Origin of the sequence: Snodgrassella gandavensis (genome assembly GCF_914768025.1) — a bacterium.
Lineage (GTDB): Bacteria > Pseudomonadota > Gammaproteobacteria > Burkholderiales > Neisseriaceae > Snodgrassella > Snodgrassella gandavensis.
In genome coordinates, this window is sequence record NZ_CAJZCE010000010.1 from 17,287 (window position 1) to 33,563 (window position 16,277).

Here is a 16,277-nt window from a genome sequence, read left to right on the forward strand (position 1 = left end):
TATGGCCGATTAGTCTGATTTTTGGCAGGCCAGGAGGGTCTCGAACCCCCAACCCTCGGTTTTGGAGACCGATACTCTACCAATTGAGCTACTGGCCTACAAAACTTTAAGCGATAACTTTAGCAACCACACCGGCACCAACTGTACGGCCACCTTCACGAATCGCAAAGCGCAAGCCTTCTTCCATCGCAATCGGGTGAATCAATTCTACATCGATGGTTACGTTTTCACCTGGCATTACCATTTCCACGCCTTCTGCCAGACTTACTGCTCCTGTTACGTCAGTAGTACGGAAATAGAATTGTGGGCGGTAGTTTGCGAAGAATGGAGTATGACGACCACCCTCTTCTTTGCTCAATACGTAAACTTCTGCTTTGAATTTGGTGTGCGGAGTGATGCTGCCCGGTTTTGCCAATACCTGACCACGTTCTACTTCTTCACGTTTGGTACCACGCAACAATACACCTACGTTGTCACCTGCCTGACCTTGATCCAGCAATTTGCGGAACATTTCCACACCGGTACAAGTGGTTTTTTGGGTCTCTTTCAGACCTACGATTTCAATTTCGTCGCCTACATTGATTACACCACGTTCTACACGGCCAGTAACCACAGTACCACGGCCTGAAATTGAGAATACGTCTTCAATCGGCAACAGGAATGGTTTGTCTACTGCACGTTCCGGAGTAGGAATGTAGCTGTCTAATGCATCGGCCAAAGCCATGATTGAAGCTTCACCGATGTCAGAAGTATCACCTTCCAGTGCTTTCAGTGCAGAACCTTTAATCAATGGAATGTCATCACCCGGGAATTCGTAGCTAGACAGCAGATCACGGATTTCCATTTCTACCAGTTCCAGCAACTCTTCGTCGTCTACCATGTCGCATTTGTTCATGTAAACGATGATGTAAGGTACGCCTACCTGACGAGCCAGCAGAATGTGCTCACGAGTTTGTGGCATTGGGCCGTCAGCAGCAGAAACCACCAGAATGGCGCCGTCCATCTGTGCAGCACCGGTAATCATGTTTTTTACGTAGTCAGCGTGTCCCGGGCAGTCAACGTGTGCATAGTGACGCTCTGCGGTTTCGTATTCTACGTGTGAAGTATTAATGGTAATACCACGGGCTTTTTCTTCCGGGGCATTGTCAATCTGATCGTAGGCTTTCGCTGCACCACCAAATTTTTTGGACAGAATGGTACAAATTGCAGCAGTCAGTGTGGTTTTACCATGGTCAACGTGACCGATGGTGCCAACGTTTACGTGCGGTTTGCTCCGCTCGAATTTTTCTTTAGCCATGGCTACTTCCTATCTAAAGATGATTAGTTTAATTCAGGTGGTGCCCATGGACAGAATTGAACTGTCGGCCTCTCCCTTACCAAGGGAGTGCTCTACCCCTGAGCTACATGGGCATACGGCAGGTATTTACTTATCTGGAGCGGGTGAAGGGAATCGAACCCTCACCGTAAGCTTGGAAGGCTTCTGCTCTACCATTGAGCTACACCCGCATACTTACTCAAAAACTACTCCAAGTAAGACTGGAATTTTGGTGGAGGGAGAAGGATTCGAACCTTCGAAGCTTTCGCAACAGATTTACAGTCTGCCCCCTTTGGCCGCTCGGGAATCCCTCCAAAAGAGAACGGCATGATAATGTTCATTTGCATCTTCGTCAAGTCTATTGAGCAATTTTTTTTGCCCAAAATAATAATTAACTGTTTCAAATGCATTTCAGCCGGAATAAATTTACTCCTTTTCTGCCATTAACTGCTGATATTTCGCTTCCAGCTCTGCTTCGCTTTCTGGGTGTTCTTCGTCAATGATGATGCAGTCTACGGGGCAAACCTGCTGGCATTGTGGTTCATCATAATGTCCAACGCACTGGGTACAACGCTCCGGGGTAATTTCATAAATCTCATCACCCTGATAAATAGCGTTGTTTGGGCACTCAGGCTCGCACACATCGCAGTTAATGCACTCATCTGTTATCAAGAGTGACATGTTTTTCCTTTATCGTTAAATTTAACTCAAAACCATTGGGCGCGGATTATAGCATTATTTTGCCTCTATCCCGGTTAGCGGCTATCTGTTTATGCTATCTATTCGTTGCAGTAAGTTAATAATTCAAAACGGCTTATACCTGACTTGCCCTCTCGCAGCGGCTGCCAGCCAGATGGTAATGTGGGTAATGTACTGCTTTCCAGATAGACGCGTGCCTGTGGCTGCAGATGCGGGACAATGGCGTCTAATAGCTCATGCCATTGCTGCCAGACATAAGGCGGATCAAGAAACACTACGTCATAATGCTGGCGGTTATTCGCGAGAAAACTCTGTGCATCAGTACAGATGAGCTCTACCTGGCTAAAATTCAATTGTTGCAGATTGTTTTTTATTGCTGTTGCCACCTGACGATTTTTTTCTATCAGGGTAACTGTTCTGGCTCTTCTTGAAGCAGCCTCCAGCCCCATCACTCCGCTACCGGCAAAAAGATCCAGTACTGCCATGCCGGCTAAATCCTGCCCTAGCCAGTTAAACAGACGTTCACGCACACTATCGGCAGTCGGGCGCAGGCCATCAGCAGCCGGAAAGGTTAATTTACGCCCCCGGTGCGTGCCACCAATGATGCGTACCTGATTACGATGCTGTTGCTGTAGTTTTGCCACGTGAGTTAACTCCGATAAAAAAAGACTTTCAGGCATTCTGAAAGTCTCGGTAGTTTCAATTACTTTGAGGTGCCTTGTTTTATTCTTTTGGTGCAGGCGGTTCAATTTGTTCCGTATAACCACATTCTTTTTGCGGGCACACTTTTTCGGTGCCGCGTCGCTTGGTGGTTTTGATGGTCAATATTGGCCAGTTACATTGCGGACAGGACTCATTAATTGGTGGATTCCACACTGCATAGTCGCAATCTGGATAGGTGTTACAGCTATAAAATAGCTTTCCATAGCGGCTTTTACGCTCAATGAGGCTACCTTTATGGCATTTCGGACATTCAATGCCGGTGTCTTTGGGTTTTTCCAGTGGTTCAATATATTTACATTTGGGATAATTGGCACAACCAATAAATTTGCCATAACGTCCGCGTTTGTAAACTAGCTGTCCTTCGCACTTCGGACAGTTACGCCCTTCTACTACGGTAGGTTCTTCTGCCGCCTTGGCTGCTTCTTCAGCAGTTTCATTAACGTTACGGGTATAGTCGCAGTCTGGGTAGCCGCTACATGCTATAAAACGACCCCGTTTACCAAATTTAATCTGTAATTGGTGCGCACCACATTTGGGGCAGATTTCATCCAGATTCTCGGCGGTTAGCTCTGCACGCGGAATATCTTCCTTGGCCTTAATTTCTTTATCAAAGCCTTTCCAGAATTGTTGCATTACTGGCTTCCATTCCCGTTTACCGCCGGCAATGTCATCTAGCTGGTTTTCCAGTCTGGCAGTAAAATTGTAATCAACATACTGGCCGAAATGCTCAGTCAGGAATTTGTTGACTACTTCACCGGTATCAGTAGGCAGGAAACGCTTCTGCTCCAGAGTAACGTATTCACGTTCTTTCAGTGTGGAAATAATACTGGCGTAGGTCGATGGCCGGCCAATACCATACTCTTCCAGAGCCTTAACCAGACTGGCTTCGGAGTAACGTGGTGGTGGCTGGGTAAAATGTTGTTCGCCAAAAATTCTGTCTACTGGCAGGTTGTCACCCTCATGCAGCTCTGGCAGTTTTTTGGCATTTTCTTCATCTTCGCTGTCGTCGACACCTTCTTCGTATACGCTGAGAAAACCAGCAAAAGTTTGTACCTGACCGGTTACGCGGAAGATACCTTTCCCAACGACAATATCGACACTAGTAGTATCAAAACGGGCAGGCGCCATTTGGCAGGCCACAGCACGCTGCCAGATCATCTGATACAGGCGAAACTGGTCAGCAGTCAGGAAAGGTTTTACTGCTTCTGGCGTACGATAGACTGAGGTTGGACGAATAGCTTCGTGCGCTTCCTGTGCATTTTTGGATTTGGTTTTGTAAATCTTCGGTGCAGCTGGCAGATATTCGCTGCCAATTTTGTTGTCAATATAATGACGTATTTCAACTACGGCATCGTCGGACAGGCTAACTGAGTCGGTACGCATGTAGGTAATCAGCCCCACTGCGCCTTGTCCAACATCTACACCTTCATACAATTGCTGGGCGGTACGCATGGTACGGTCTGTAGTCATGCTCAGTTTGCGTACTGCTTCCTGTTGCATGGTTGAAGTGGTAAAAGGAGCAGCTGGGTTACGGCTACGCTTTTTCTTTTCCACTTTGGATACATGTGCCTGCTGTCCGGCCAGTGCGTTTACAATTTCATGTTGCTGTGCTTCATCCGGAATATCAAACTGCTCCAGTTTCTGCCCCTGCCAGTGAGTTAATTTGGCAGTAAATTTGGTACGCGCCTTATGGCTGTCTAGATGTACAGTCCAGTATTCTTGAGCAGTAAATTCGCGGATTTCCTGCTCACGCTCACAAATCATGCGCAATGCCGGACTTTGTACTCTGCCAGCAGATAAACCACGGCGAATTTTTTTCCATAATAGTGGCGACAGATTAAAACCAACCAGATAATCCAGTGCCCGCCGTGTCTGTTGCGCATCTACCAGTGTCTGCGACAGTTCACGCGGATGGGCAACTGCTTCCAGCACGGCTTTTTTGGTTACTTCATGGAATACTACCCGCTTTGGATGCAGGTTTTTCAGCCCACGCTTGGATTTGAGTATTTCTTGTAAATGCCACGAAATAGCTTCACCTTCCCTATCTGGGTCGGTAGCCAGATACAGTGTATCTGCCTCTTTGGCTGCGGCAACAATGGCATCCAGATGCTTGGCATTGCGGCTGACGAGCTGGTATTTCATGGCAAAGTCATTTTCCGGATCCACGGCACCGCTTTTGGGCACCAGATCGCGCACATGGCCATAGGAAGCTAAAATTTCAAAATCGCTGCCTAAGTATTTTTTCAGCGTCTTGGCTTTAGATGGAGATTCAACAATCAACAGGTTTTTTGCCATTCGTTCAGGCTCACATTCGTAATTTAAGTATTTGTGATATGTTGGTAGTTTGGTTTATTCTAATAAATACGCTTGGACAAAGCAAAAAGCTTTCAGACGTACTGACTGAAAGCTTTCAAGTACTGTATCGCAATCAGTAATTTTACTGCATTATGGCCTCACCATTGAGTGCAGCCATTAATTCATCACCGATTAGTACCGGCAATTCTGACCGATGTGCCCATAATACCAACAAAGCTAACACTTTGGCATGGTCTACCGTAATGTCTTCATAGGGTAAGTTCATCAGGGCGTTGAGTACAAATTCGCGCTGCTCTGGCTTCAGTGCACCATTCTGCTCCAGAAAATGTATCAGACCACGCACATCCAGTGGCAGTGCATCCAGTTCTTCCTTGTTGTAAATGCGTGTCCCTGTACTGCTGCGTAATATTTCTGCCGGAATCAGTGGTTCAAAACGCAAATAATCCAGACAGGACAATGCGTCACCAATCTCTTCATCATTGAAACCTACTTCTTCCAGCAGTGCACCCAGATCTTTACGCGGAGGGAATGCATCAACGTCTTGAAAGTGCTCAATCAAAAACGCTATTACATCAATCACTTGCTTTCCTTTCAAGATTTAATGCGTTGATAACAACCGCCCGGCAGGGCAGTAATCCAGCCACCAAGTTCCAGTGTCACAAGATGAGCATACACATCTGTAGCAGCTATGCCAAGTGTTGTAACCAGTGTGTCTGGGTGAACTACACTGTAACCCAGTCCGGCCAGAATCTGCTGTTCCATTGGATTGAGTGCAGACACTGGCGCACTGGTCAAGGATAAATCTTCAGGATTACCAATGTTTGAGGGTGGCGTACTGATTGGGGGCACTTGTTGGTTAGATTGGCTGCTATATGATTGCAAATGCGATTTTTGCAAGAGCAGAGGACATTCCTGCAGAATATCCTCCAAGTTTTCTACTAGTCTGGCTCCCTGTTTAATCAGTGCGTGACAGCCTTTACTTAAAGGATTATCAATCGATCCCGGTATCGCCATAACTTCCCGCCCCATTTCACCTGCCAGACGTGCGGTAATTAATGAGCCCGATTTGGTTGCTGCTTCTATTACTAGCGTACCCTGACTAAGTGCCGCAATCAAGCGATTGCGCCGGGGAAAATTACCAGCCAGAGAACGGGTACCTAACGGAAATTCAGAAATAATGCAGCCATGTGCAGCAATCTGCGCAGCCAATGCCTTGTTGCGTGCCGGATACACACGGTCAATTCCCGTCCCCCAGACAGCGATGGTACTCCCCGTGCCCAACAATGCACCCTGATGGGCTGCAGTATCAATACCATCTGCCATTCCAGATATAACGCCAATTCCCTTTTGTGCTAGTGCTTTGGCAAAATCACGGGCGATGCGCATTGCCTGTGGTGTTGCATGGCGGCTACCAACTATGGCCAACGAAGGCTGGTGCAGACATTGACTGTTACCACGGATAAATAATAATGGCGGTGGTGTTAGTCCTTCAGTCAGCAGTGCTGGATAATCGTTATCGGTCAGCAATAACAGCCGGGCATTGGCATGGGATTGCTCCCATATCAGGGCGGCTTCTGCTGCCTGTCTGGCCTCGTCACTACGCCAGTACTGGCAGGCCTGCGTGCGAAGCAGGAAAGGTTTGATTTCAGCAATATTCGCAGACAGTATGGCTTGTGCTGAACCAAAATGGTTCAGTAGGCGCAGGAATGTTTCGCTGCCTATATATGGAGTTAATGCCAGCTCAATCCATGCATAGCGCTCTTGCTCATTCATTCACATTATCTTTACATTTTATATTTTGTTAATTATGACAAAAGTAATCTTATAGAACAATTGATTATTTAAATACAATAGTCGAATATTATTTATATAAAATATAGATGTTGACTTAATGCATTTAAATTATTAATTTAATTTGTTATTTTTATTTTCTTTTTCAAATAAAATTTAAAATTTCTTTTTATTTAAGATTTAAATTAAAATTTTTTTGCGCTAGTTATTATTAATTTAGAAAATATGTATAAATTTATGTTTGTTTTTGTAAAATTAATATGTATACTTAATCACGTGAACACTACTGTGATTTGATGCTGTTCAGGCTTTCGGGATAAGAATCAAAGGTACATATATGCTAGCATCACTTAAATTCAAGGATTTTCTGCATCCACGTCCGGCACCATCTGGAATTGATGTGGACTGTAAGTTGAAACATTTTGCCATTATTACTTATGCAGTTGATGCACATAAGTTTACCGGATTATTTCCGCCACGTTTCCAGCTAGATAGTGTCATGATTGATGGTCAGGAAAAAGGTTTGTTATCGGTGGTGCCATTTATGGATGTGGACTTTACCTCGGCAGTTTATCCTTTTCCTGTTTTCACCATGGGACAAACCAATTACCGGATTTACATCATTGATACCACTACTGGTGAACGTTGTGTTTGGTTTCTAGGTACAACGCTGGATTCGTGGACTATTATGGTACCGCGCCATGTGTGGAAGCTACCGTGGCACCCAGGCAAAATGAGTTTTAATTGTGACTTTGACCAGCATTCTGGCTGCTACCGGCACTATGAAATGCATACACAGGCAGATTGGGCACCCGCTCAGGTACAATTAAGCCAGCAACCTGATCAGGAATTTCATTTTCCGGGGTTCCCCGATAGCGAAACAGCACTGGTCTATCTGACTCATCCACTGGCGGGTTTCTATTACCGCCGCAATGGCAAATTGGGTACTTACCGAGTTTGGCATGATCGTCTGGACGTGAGACCAGCCAAACTTGAATCGGCGCAATTTGGCCTGTTAAGCCGAATGAAGTTGGTTAATGAAGATGAACAGCAGCATCCGTATAGTGTGCTTCTTCAACCGATTAATGAATTTACAATTTATCTGCCACCTACTGCCTTATAGGTTTAAGACACAGAGATATTGAGGTTGATTATTGTCTTTTCGATACGATGGTCAGGCAGGATGATTAATTTGCTCAATGCGCAGACTAATCACCTTAAAATAGCAGGCTGTTGTCTGGATCACGGGATTTAACGGAAGCGGCCGGATTTAATCGTTAGCCCCTGCTGAATTCTGGAGGCTAGGCTGTAGTTGCGTAATGCATGAGTTAATGCAACAGCCAGCGCATCCGCAGCATCAGCCTGCGGTGTACCAGACAGGGACAGCATTTGTACTACCATATGCTGTACCTGTTCTTTGGCCGCTTTACCCTGCCCCACCACTGCCTGCTTTACTTGCAGGGCAGTGTACTCAAATACCGGTAATTCGCCCAGTGTTAGTGCAGCTATTGCCGCACCCCGCGCCTGTCCCAATACGAGAGTGGCTGCCGGATTAACATTGACAAATACCTGTTCTATAGCTGTTTGTGTAGGTTGATAGGTGGCTATAACTTCTTGTAAATTGCGCACAATCACCCGAATACGCTCAGCTAAAGTAGTGCCCGCAGCAGTTTTAATACAACCAGAGGCAACGTAGATATGCTGGCGGCCAATGACATCAATAACCCCAAAACCGGTAACACGACTTCCGGGATCGACACCTAAAATACGGATAGTGGTTTGCTCAGACTGCTGTGTTTGCATGCTTATACTACTGCTTAATCACGGAAAAACAAGGATTGTCACCGGCAGGAAAATCAAATATTCTGTAAAAACGAATATCCGCCCGCTGAATAAATAATGTTACCGTATATTGGTCATACCTGTTAGTTATTTGCCACGACTTTCAGTAACCCATTGATTGGCTTGATTCAATCTTTCTACCGTTCCCACATCCAGCCAGTAGCCGGCATGATATTCGCCACTAACCTGGTCTGTCTGCATGGCAGTACGCAATAAAGGCGCCAATTTGGCTCGTGTGTGTGGCTGGATACTGTTAAATAAGGCTGGATGATAAACGCCAACACCGCTAAAAGTTAATGTCTGATTATGAGGTTGTTGTTCGGTTACATCCCCTGTTTGGGTGAGGCTAAAATCGCCTTCTGGGTGATGTTGCGGATTATCAACCAACCACAAATGCGCCAGCTTACCCATTTGTTGTATTCTTTCACCAATTTTTAAGGCCTGTGCAAAATCAATATCGGTTAACACATCGCCGTTAATAACTAGAAACGGCTTACGACCAAGTAAAGTTAGGGCAGTGGCAATCCCTCCGGCAGTTTCCAGACCACCTTCTTTTTCAGCTGAATAATGAATATTCACTCCGTAGGTATGTCCTGTGCCCAGAGTGGCTTCGATTTGCTGTCCCAGCCACGCATGATTAATCACAATATCGCGAAAACCGGCGGACTGTAAGCGCTGTAAATGATGGCCGATTAATGGTATTCCACCCACACTTAGCAAGGGCTTAGGAGTGGTATCGGTAAGCGGCCGCATACGTTCGCCGCGTCCGGCAGCAAGAATCATCGCTTTCATGGTGCTTTATTATTCCGTAATACAGTTCACAGGCCGGATGATGTGCAGCCTATAATGCAACAGGCAAAGCTGGTTGCTTTGCCTGAATAAAATCATAATATTAAAACAAATTAACTGAACCTACATCAGCCTAAATCAGGTTTAATTCTGTTCCTGTATTGAAGATTGCGGCACCCTTTTCACCCTGCTCATACAGTTTAATCCGCAAGCGTAAATTATTAGGTGAATCAGCTTGGCGCAAAGCTTCTTCAAAATCAATAATACCGTCAACATACAACTGGAACAGACACTGATCGAAGGTTTGCATACCATCATTACCTGATTTGGCCATCAATTCTTTTATCTGCATTAACTCACCTTTGTAGATATAGTCCTGAACCGTAGCTGTATTGATTAACAGGTCAACCACAGCACGGCGGCCTTTACCATCTTTTTTCGCGACCAAACGCTGGCCAATAATGCATACCAGATTCAATGCCAGATCCATCTGCACTTGTTTATGCTGTTCTTCGGGGTAGAAATTCAGAATACGCTCAATGGCCTGATTGGCACTACTGGCATGCAGGGTAAAGAAACACAGGTGACCGGTTTGCGCCAGTTTCAAGGCATATGCCATGCTCTCATCACTGCGCACCTCGCCCACACAGACAACATCAGGGGCTTCACGCAGGGCACTTTGCATGGCATTGTCCCAGCTTAGCGTATCTACACCCACTTCACGATGGGTAATAATGCTTTTCTTGGGTTTGTGGACGTATTCAATCGGATCTTCAATGGTCAGAATATGGCCGGCAGAATTGGCATTGCGATAGTCCAGCATAGCAGCCATGGTGGTGGATTTACCACTACCGGTAGGCCCGGCCAGAATAATCAGACCACGTTTTTTCATCACCAGTTCCTCCAGCACCTTCGGCAGAAAAAGGCTTTGGATAGTTGGAATATCGGTGGTAATCCGGCGCAACACTAAGCCAACCCGACTCTGTTCATGATAGGCATTAACTCTGAACCGCACGCCATTTTTAGCAATTATGGTGTAATTTAAATCCAGTTCTGCCATAAAGCGCTGACGTTGAGCTGCTGTCATGGTTGACATGGCAATTTTAGCAGTTTCTTCTCCAGTTAAAGGCTTGGTTGGTGCTGGCATGATTTTGCCATCAATTTTCCAGGACGGAGGAAAGCCCGGGCTGATAAAAATATCTGCGGCATTCAGACGTACAGCTTCCGCAGCCATTTTTTCCAGTACCGGATGGATATGGATAGTTTCCCGCTCCAGAGTAGCAGGAGCACCTGTACTAACATCTGTTGTGTATGATTTAGTCATCATATTTCTGGGTTTTACTGTTTTATCGACTTCAGGAGCAAGTATCTTTTCTGCAACTGGTGCTGTTGTCTTTTCTTTAGCCGGTGAAGCCCGCGATACCGGTTGCTCCGATACAACGGTGGAAACAACCGGCGTAACTACTGCGCTGGAAGTCGGGGTAACCGTCGCTGTGGTAGCGACGGGATGTTGATAATGGTTAACCATATCTGCAAGTAAATCAGATAAACCTGACTCTTTGGCGGAGTCTTTCTGCACACCCATAGCCACATGCTTTCCTGAATAAAAAATGAAAGATAATTATCCTACCAACTGATCTGGACTCGCTGCTTTAGCATAGGCAGTCTCCATACTGATGCGACCTTCGCGCAACAGTTGCTGTAAACTCTGATCCAATGTCTGCATCCCGAACTTCTGTCCAGTCTGCAAAGTAGAATTAATCTGGGCAATTTTATTTTCACGAATCAGATTACGTATTGCTGGCGTACTGGTCATGATTTCATGAGCAGCCACACGCCCCTTACCATCCTTGGTTTTCAGCAGAGTCTGGGAAATCACTGCCTGCAAGCTTTCTGACAGCATGGAACGAACCATTTCTTTTTCACCTGCTGGAAACACATCCACAATACGGTCAATTGTTTTGGCCGCACCTGTAGTATGTAAAGTACCAAACACAAGGTGGCCAGTTTCAGCAGCAGTTAAAGCCAAGCCAATGGTTTCTGGATCACGCATTTCCCCTACCAGAATCACATCCGGGTCTTCACGCAGAGCAGAACGCAAGGCATTGGCAAAACTAAGTGTATGCTGATGCAATTCACGCTGGTTTACCAACGATTTTTTACTCTGGTGTACAAACTCAATCGGATCTTCAATTGTTAGAATATGGCCAGCATCATTATTGTTGATGTAATCAATCATTGCAGCCAGCGTGGTTGATTTACCGGAACCAGTAGGGCCTGTTACCAGCACCAATCCACGCGGCTTCTCTGCGATTTTCTGAAAAATTGCTGGTGCATTAAGTTCCTCAAGCGTGAGAACTTTACTGGGAATGGTACGCATAACGGCTGCAGGACCACGCTCAGTGTTAAAAGCATTGACACGAAACCGCGATACATTGGGCAATTCGAACGAAAAGTCAGTTTCCAGATTTTGCTGATAATCCTTGCGCTGATAATCGTTCATGATAGAAGTAATCATTTTACCTACTTCTTCTGCACTCTGTTCAGGCAGATTGATACGGCGAATATCACCATTAACGCGTATCATAGGAGGCAGACCAGCACTCAGATGCAAGTCGGATGCTTTATTTTTAACGCCGAAGGCCAATAAATCGGTTAACTGCATATTTACTCCGTTATGCTTGCCTACGTCATGCAGGCATTAAATATTATTCTTATTCTAATCAAGTTATCGTTTCTTTAAAATGAAAATATTTGTCATCCCGATAAAATTTTTACAAAGACAGCCTGATTAAATCCAAAAAACTGAAAAATATCACTCAATATGAACAATGCAGATTTTCTAATTGAACACTGGAAACAGGTGATGGCTGACATTTCCAGTGTGCGTCAGCAAACCACAGCTTCACAACCTGTACAACTAATTGCGGTCAGTAAAACCTTCCCTGTTAATGATATCACCACTCTGTATCAGGCCGGCCAGCGTGATTTTGGCGAAAACTACATACAGGAATTTAGTGAAAAAACTAGCCTGCTAGCCGATTTGGATATTGTCTGGCACATGATTGGCCATATTCAGTCGAATAAAAGCCGTATTGTGGCAGAACGGGCACAATGGGTACACACCATTGACCGTGAAAAAATTGCCCGGCGACTGCATGAACAGCGCCCAGAACATTTAGCACCGTTAAATGTTTGCATCGAAGTCAATATTGCAGCCGAAGCCAATAAACATGGTATTAGCACAGACAGTGCCGAATTATTGGCACTGGCTACCACCATTAGCACCTTGCCACGTCTAAAACTGCGCGGTTTGATGTGCGTGGCTAAAGCCAACAGTACAGAAATTGAACTGCGACAACAGTTTAACCAGATGCAAACCTTATTGCAACAGCTTTGTGAAGCCGGATTTGCTGTTGATGTGCTGTCTATGGGAATGAGTGCAGACTTGAATACTGCTATTGCCTGTGGTGCGACCCATGTACGGATAGGTAGTGCCATTTTTGGCCAGCGCAACTACACACAAACAGAAAATAATTAATTAAAAACAACAGAATCAGATAGTATTATGCCGGTAAATATTGTTTACCGGCAATAAAACTACAATAACCAATATTATTGGTTATTGTACACAAGCGGATCAGGCTATTTTTTCAGCTTTAAATTGATGGGTTGGCTGAGCAATTTCATCCTGTGCAGCGACCACCTGCAACTCATACTGCTGGCGCTTTAAAGTTTCCAGCATCACACCGTATACAGCTGCGGTAGTATGCTCAAACGATTCAAGCAACGATTTACCAGACAAGTAATCCGCCAGAAAAATCCCGCTCGTCATATCACCCACACCCACAGGCTGGCGTTCGCCGAAATCGATCAGTGGCCGGTGAATATGCCAGACTGCTTCATGAGTAACCAGCAACATTTCAAAGCGGTCAGACTGATAACCAGCACGACTCAAATGTTTCACCAGCACTGCCTTCGGTCCTTGATTACATAAAGCACGACAGGCAGCAACAGCTTCTTCAACATTATGAATGCGTTGTCTGTTGTTTAATTCTTCCAGTTCAAATAGGTTTGGGGCAATCATATCGCTCAGTGGCAATGCTATATCACACAAAAATTCAGCCACGCCACCGGCCACAATACAACCTTTGTCCGGATGTCCCATAACCGGATCAGAGAAATAAATAGCTTGCGGATTAGCCTGCTTCACTTTTCTGACAATATCAATAATGGCATTGCCCTGCTCGGCTGAACCCATATAGCCACTTAGTACTGCATCACAATTTTTCAGCTCATCTATTGCAGCGATGCCATCAACAATATCCAGCAAATGCGTAGCCGGCATTACCGTACCTTTCCATTGCCGGTATTGGGTATGATTGGAGAACTGTACTGTATTTAATGGCCAGACATTCACCCCTAAACGGCGGATAGGAAACACTGTAGCACTGTTTCCGGCATGGCCAAAAACCACATGAGACTGAATTGAAAGTATATTTTTCATAATAATGCCATTTTATAACCCAGTAAATCAGGGTGCCAGATTTGAAAATAATTGGCTAACTAGCCATCCGTGCTAAACAAAGCTGATTATACGCAGATTATATTGGCCGAGATAAATCATTACCTATAACAGCAACTCAAACCGGAATCTTGCTTCTCACACGTATTTATCCATATTTATCTTAGCAGCATATAAGATACTGTATAAGTTATTTATACAAAGTACATACGAGCAAAACCCGTACCCTACAAACCATGTGTTTATAGCGACTGTTAAATCTGAATAATGCTTAATGACATAATTCGTGAAATCGTTTTCGGGTCGAGCAATTCCTGTTCAGGATTCAAAGATAGAGGCTATAGTACTATGTACCAATTCCGAGATAGGTGTTTATTTTTTTCCTGTCGGTATAATGTTATGGTACATAACTAATCCATATCGCTTTGTGGTCGGAGCCATGCCAACTATAGCTCCCTGTCGCCACTATTTTATCTGGTTGCCGTACCAGTGCATGGTCAATCGACAGCAAAGCTGGTAGCCAGGTCGGCCGCGCTCGCGGGCTGGTCAGATGCATATTAGCTGCCTGAATAAAATCACGAAAAACTGGTGAAAAAGCACTGATATTCATATCACCCAGCACGATGACATTATTTTTTTCCTGCTTAATCAAGGTAGCCAGTGCCTGCAACTGATTATTGCGCTCCTCTACCAGAGTTGCGGTAATCGGCGGTGGCGGATGAATACCATATACCACCAGACCATTTTGCAGTTGGGCGCGGATATAGGGATAAATATCGTTATCGGCGGTATAGCGTACTTCACAGCTTTTTAAAGGCAGATGTGAATACAGAGCCATACCAAAGGGAGAATCATTATACTCAGCACAATGCTGAGTAGTTGCTGCCAAAGGCTCAAGTGCCGCACCCCAAGCCAGAGAAGTTTCAGTCAGAAAAATAACATCACTATTATTTCTCAACAGCCATTTACTTTCAGTATCAATATGCGCATTGATATTCAACACGTTATAGCTCAAGAAACGTACAGGTTTTGCTTGCGTGGTATCAGCTGAATGAGTAATGAACCATGGGGTTAAACACCAATAACAGCCTGCGACAGCAACAATAGCAAACACCAAACGCTGTTTTTTACTTGGACAACAAAAACATACCAGAAAAAATAACAGCACATAAAACGGGGTGAAGTGCGAAAACAGTTCAAATATCCAATATATAGAACCCAACTGGCCAATAAATAGAGCAACTAAGGCTAACCAAGCCAGAATGTGCATGCGTTTCTTTAAACCGCTCATCAATTTAGAAATAGGTAAATGCATTGAATTACATTCAGTTATATTTGAAATAATTTATTCTTATTGCAGAAAGTTAATATATTACACTCGGGCTACATGATAATGATGCTAACACTTCATTATCCATATTGAGAAGACAAAATTTATTTTAAAGAAATTCAATCTGTCCGAACCATACATCGAACCGGATGTCTCTATCAGAAACACCACATTTGATGTTAGCAATTGATTAAATTTATATTTCTTACTTTAATATTTATTCTTAATAGAACTTTATCTGCATTCCATGGACTGAGCGTCAATTCATAAGTTGCAACAAATGAGAAACCGGATAATGGTATAAATTTTTCATTCGAAGCATCTGGAAAATAATTAATAAATTCTTCTACCCGCACTGCATCTGGGTGCGGTATTCTACCCACAGATATAAACCGTCTGCTATTTGTATAGCTGGCAGTATCCTTATCCAGACTGAAAGCACCAACTGGTTTAGCAACTACCTGTTTTATCGACTTATCTGAATAATTTTTATATTGTGCAGTATTTAGCTGAATGCTATTATTATATACACAATGCGCAGTCTTATACCCAAATTTCATAGCCATTAATTCACCAAAATTTTCATCCCCTTTAAATCCTATTCTGGAACCATAATCTGCTATTGAAACTGGAGTTTGAGCATTTCCTGTCGCTATGTTTTGTGGTTCACTCTCTGAGTGCAGCGTGTTACAAGCACCCAATATACCAGCTATCAATATCATGAGAATACGGCAATCCTAGTCATGCAGACTGTTGATTTTGTCGTTACCATAAATCTCCTGAATGGTTTTATTTTAATCAAAATATGGCACGTTACTAACACACCATTTACACAAAATCCAGAAAATTTAGTTATTTACAGTAAGGTTAAGGTGATTAATACAGTAAATTTCAACTAAATCAATCTATGCCAGAAGCGGATATCGGCTTTATACGCTTGCGGGACG

The 16,277-nt window shown here is 44.3% G+C and carries 15 protein-coding genes and 4 tRNA genes; 2 read left to right on the forward strand and 17 right to left on the reverse strand.

The window, feature by feature from the left end:
- Positions 1 to 22: 22 nt before the first annotated feature.
- The 10 genes from MJ764_RS07980 to dprA form a co-directional block, all read right to left on the reverse strand.
- Positions 23 to 98, reverse strand: a tRNA-Trp gene (locus MJ764_RS07980).
- 8 nt (positions 99 to 106) lie between these two features.
- On the reverse strand, positions 107 to 1,297 hold the full coding sequence (gene tuf / locus MJ764_RS07985; protein WP_100090166.1) for an elongation factor Tu: 1,191 nt from the start codon (positions 1,295 to 1,297) through the stop codon (positions 107 to 109).
- A gap of 38 nt (positions 1,298 to 1,335) precedes the next feature.
- Positions 1,336 to 1,410 (reverse strand) — tRNA-Thr (locus MJ764_RS07990).
- Between the two features lie 22 nt (positions 1,411 to 1,432).
- A tRNA-Gly gene (locus tag MJ764_RS07995) sits at positions 1,433 to 1,506 on the reverse strand.
- A gap of 39 nt (positions 1,507 to 1,545) precedes the next feature.
- Positions 1,546 to 1,629, reverse strand: a tRNA-Tyr gene (locus MJ764_RS08000).
- A gap of 112 nt (positions 1,630 to 1,741) precedes the next feature.
- Positions 1,742 to 1,996, reverse strand: a complete 255-nt coding sequence (locus MJ764_RS08005; protein ID WP_100090165.1) for a YfhL family 4Fe-4S dicluster ferredoxin — start codon at positions 1,994 to 1,996, stop codon at positions 1,742 to 1,744.
- A gap of 98 nt (positions 1,997 to 2,094) precedes the next feature.
- Positions 2,095 to 2,694, reverse strand: a complete 600-nt coding sequence (rsmD, locus tag MJ764_RS08010) for a 16S rRNA (guanine(966)-N(2))-methyltransferase RsmD (protein WP_239326047.1) — start codon at positions 2,692 to 2,694, stop codon at positions 2,095 to 2,097.
- A gap of 43 nt (positions 2,695 to 2,737) precedes the next feature.
- Positions 2,738 to 5,032 (reverse strand): type I DNA topoisomerase, encoded by a 2,295-nt coding sequence (topA, locus tag MJ764_RS08015; protein ID WP_239326048.1) that lies wholly within the window; start codon positions 5,030 to 5,032, stop codon positions 2,738 to 2,740.
- 142 nt (positions 5,033 to 5,174) lie between these two features.
- Positions 5,175 to 5,633, reverse strand: a complete 459-nt coding sequence (locus tag MJ764_RS08020) for a Smg family protein (protein ID WP_239326049.1) — start codon at positions 5,631 to 5,633, stop codon at positions 5,175 to 5,177.
- Between the two features lie 11 nt (positions 5,634 to 5,644).
- Complete coding sequence (dprA, locus tag MJ764_RS08025) at positions 5,645 to 6,826, reverse strand: DNA-processing protein DprA (RefSeq protein WP_239326050.1); 1,182 nt, start codon at positions 6,824 to 6,826, stop codon at positions 5,645 to 5,647.
- A gap of 355 nt (positions 6,827 to 7,181) precedes the next feature.
- Here dprA and MJ764_RS08030 point away from each other — a divergent pair, with 355 nt between their 5' ends.
- Entirely contained in the window at positions 7,182 to 7,967 is a 786-nt protein-coding gene (locus MJ764_RS08030) for a YqjF family protein (protein WP_239326051.1), read from the forward strand.
- Between the two features lie 128 nt (positions 7,968 to 8,095).
- On the opposite strand, the gene ruvC is transcribed toward MJ764_RS08030, so the two are convergent.
- The 4 genes from ruvC to MJ764_RS08050 all read right to left on the reverse strand — a co-directional run bounded on the left by ruvC (position 8,096) and on the right by MJ764_RS08050 (position 12,140).
- Positions 8,096 to 8,647, reverse strand: a complete 552-nt coding sequence (ruvC, locus tag MJ764_RS08035) for a crossover junction endodeoxyribonuclease RuvC (RefSeq protein ID WP_239326052.1) — start codon at positions 8,645 to 8,647, stop codon at positions 8,096 to 8,098.
- A gap of 126 nt (positions 8,648 to 8,773) precedes the next feature.
- Positions 8,774 to 9,478, reverse strand: a complete 705-nt coding sequence (murU, locus tag MJ764_RS08040; protein WP_239326053.1) for an N-acetylmuramate alpha-1-phosphate uridylyltransferase MurU — start codon at positions 9,476 to 9,478, stop codon at positions 8,774 to 8,776.
- A 130-nt stretch (positions 9,479 to 9,608) separates the two neighbouring features.
- Positions 9,609 to 11,066: a PilT/PilU family type 4a pilus ATPase gene (locus MJ764_RS08045; RefSeq protein ID WP_239326054.1), complete on the reverse strand. Its 1,458-nt coding sequence runs from the start codon at positions 11,064 to 11,066 to the stop codon at positions 9,609 to 9,611.
- 30 nt (positions 11,067 to 11,096) lie between these two features.
- Positions 11,097 to 12,140: a type IV pilus twitching motility protein PilT gene (locus tag MJ764_RS08050; protein WP_239326055.1), complete on the reverse strand. Its 1,044-nt coding sequence runs from the start codon at positions 12,138 to 12,140 to the stop codon at positions 11,097 to 11,099.
- 159 nt (positions 12,141 to 12,299) lie between these two features.
- Here MJ764_RS08050 and MJ764_RS08055 point away from each other — a divergent pair, with 159 nt between their 5' ends.
- Positions 12,300 to 13,016, forward strand: a complete 717-nt coding sequence (locus MJ764_RS08055) for a YggS family pyridoxal phosphate-dependent enzyme (protein ID WP_420853943.1) — start codon at positions 12,300 to 12,302, stop codon at positions 13,014 to 13,016.
- 99 nt (positions 13,017 to 13,115) lie between these two features.
- Here the strand turns inward: MJ764_RS08055 and pdxY are convergent, their stop codons facing one another.
- The 3 genes from pdxY to MJ764_RS08070 all read right to left on the reverse strand — a co-directional run bounded on the left by pdxY (position 13,116) and on the right by MJ764_RS08070 (position 16,052).
- Complete coding sequence (gene pdxY / locus MJ764_RS08060; RefSeq protein WP_239326057.1) at positions 13,116 to 13,982, reverse strand: pyridoxal kinase PdxY; 867 nt, start codon at positions 13,980 to 13,982, stop codon at positions 13,116 to 13,118.
- Positions 13,983 to 14,397: 415 nt separating this feature from the next.
- Positions 14,398 to 15,315: an endonuclease/exonuclease/phosphatase family protein gene (locus MJ764_RS08065; protein ID WP_239326058.1), complete on the reverse strand. Its 918-nt coding sequence runs from the start codon at positions 15,313 to 15,315 to the stop codon at positions 14,398 to 14,400.
- Between the two features lie 194 nt (positions 15,316 to 15,509).
- The gene (locus MJ764_RS08070) at positions 15,510 to 16,052 is read right to left on the reverse strand and encodes a VWA domain-containing protein (RefSeq protein ID WP_239326059.1); all 543 of its coding nucleotides are present in this window, start codon (positions 16,050 to 16,052) and stop codon (positions 15,510 to 15,512) included.
- Positions 16,053 to 16,277: the final 225 nt, after the last annotated feature.

Excerpts from the sequence above, each read along its gene's own strand:
- tuf (WP_100090166.1), bottom strand. The coding sequence starts at position 1,297 with ATGGCTAAAGAAAAATTCGAGCGGAGCAAACCGCACGTAAACGTTGGC.
- MJ764_RS08005 (WP_100090165.1), bottom strand. The coding sequence starts at position 1,996 with ATGTCACTCTTGATAACAGATGAGTGCATTAACTGCGATGTGTGCGAG.
- rsmD (WP_239326047.1), bottom strand. The coding sequence starts at position 2,694 with ATGCCTGAAAGTCTTTTTTTATCGGAGTTAACTCACGTGGCAAAACTA.
- topA (WP_239326048.1), bottom strand. The coding sequence starts at position 5,032 with ATGGCAAAAAACCTGTTGATTGTTGAATCTCCATCTAAAGCCAAGACG.
- dprA (WP_239326050.1), bottom strand. The coding sequence starts at position 6,826 with ATGAATGAGCAAGAGCGCTATGCATGGATTGAGCTGGCATTAACTCCA.
- MJ764_RS08030 (WP_239326051.1), top strand. The coding sequence starts at position 7,182 with ATGCTAGCATCACTTAAATTCAAGGATTTTCTGCATCCACGTCCGGCA.
- ruvC (WP_239326052.1), bottom strand. The coding sequence starts at position 8,647 with ATGCAAACACAGCAGTCTGAGCAAACCACTATCCGTATTTTAGGTGTC.
- murU (WP_239326053.1), bottom strand. The coding sequence starts at position 9,478 with ATGAAAGCGATGATTCTTGCTGCCGGACGCGGCGAACGTATGCGGCCG.
- MJ764_RS08050 (WP_239326055.1), bottom strand. The coding sequence starts at position 12,140 with ATGCAGTTAACCGATTTATTGGCCTTCGGCGTTAAAAATAAAGCATCC.
- MJ764_RS08055 (WP_420853943.1), top strand. The coding sequence starts at position 12,300 with ATGAACAATGCAGATTTTCTAATTGAACACTGGAAACAGGTGATGGCT.
- pdxY (WP_239326057.1), bottom strand. The coding sequence starts at position 13,982 with ATGAAAAATATACTTTCAATTCAGTCTCATGTGGTTTTTGGCCATGCC.
- MJ764_RS08065 (WP_239326058.1), bottom strand. The coding sequence starts at position 15,315 with ATGCATTTACCTATTTCTAAATTGATGAGCGGTTTAAAGAAACGCATG.
- MJ764_RS08070 (WP_239326059.1), bottom strand. The coding sequence starts at position 16,052 with ATGATATTGATAGCTGGTATATTGGGTGCTTGTAACACGCTGCACTCA.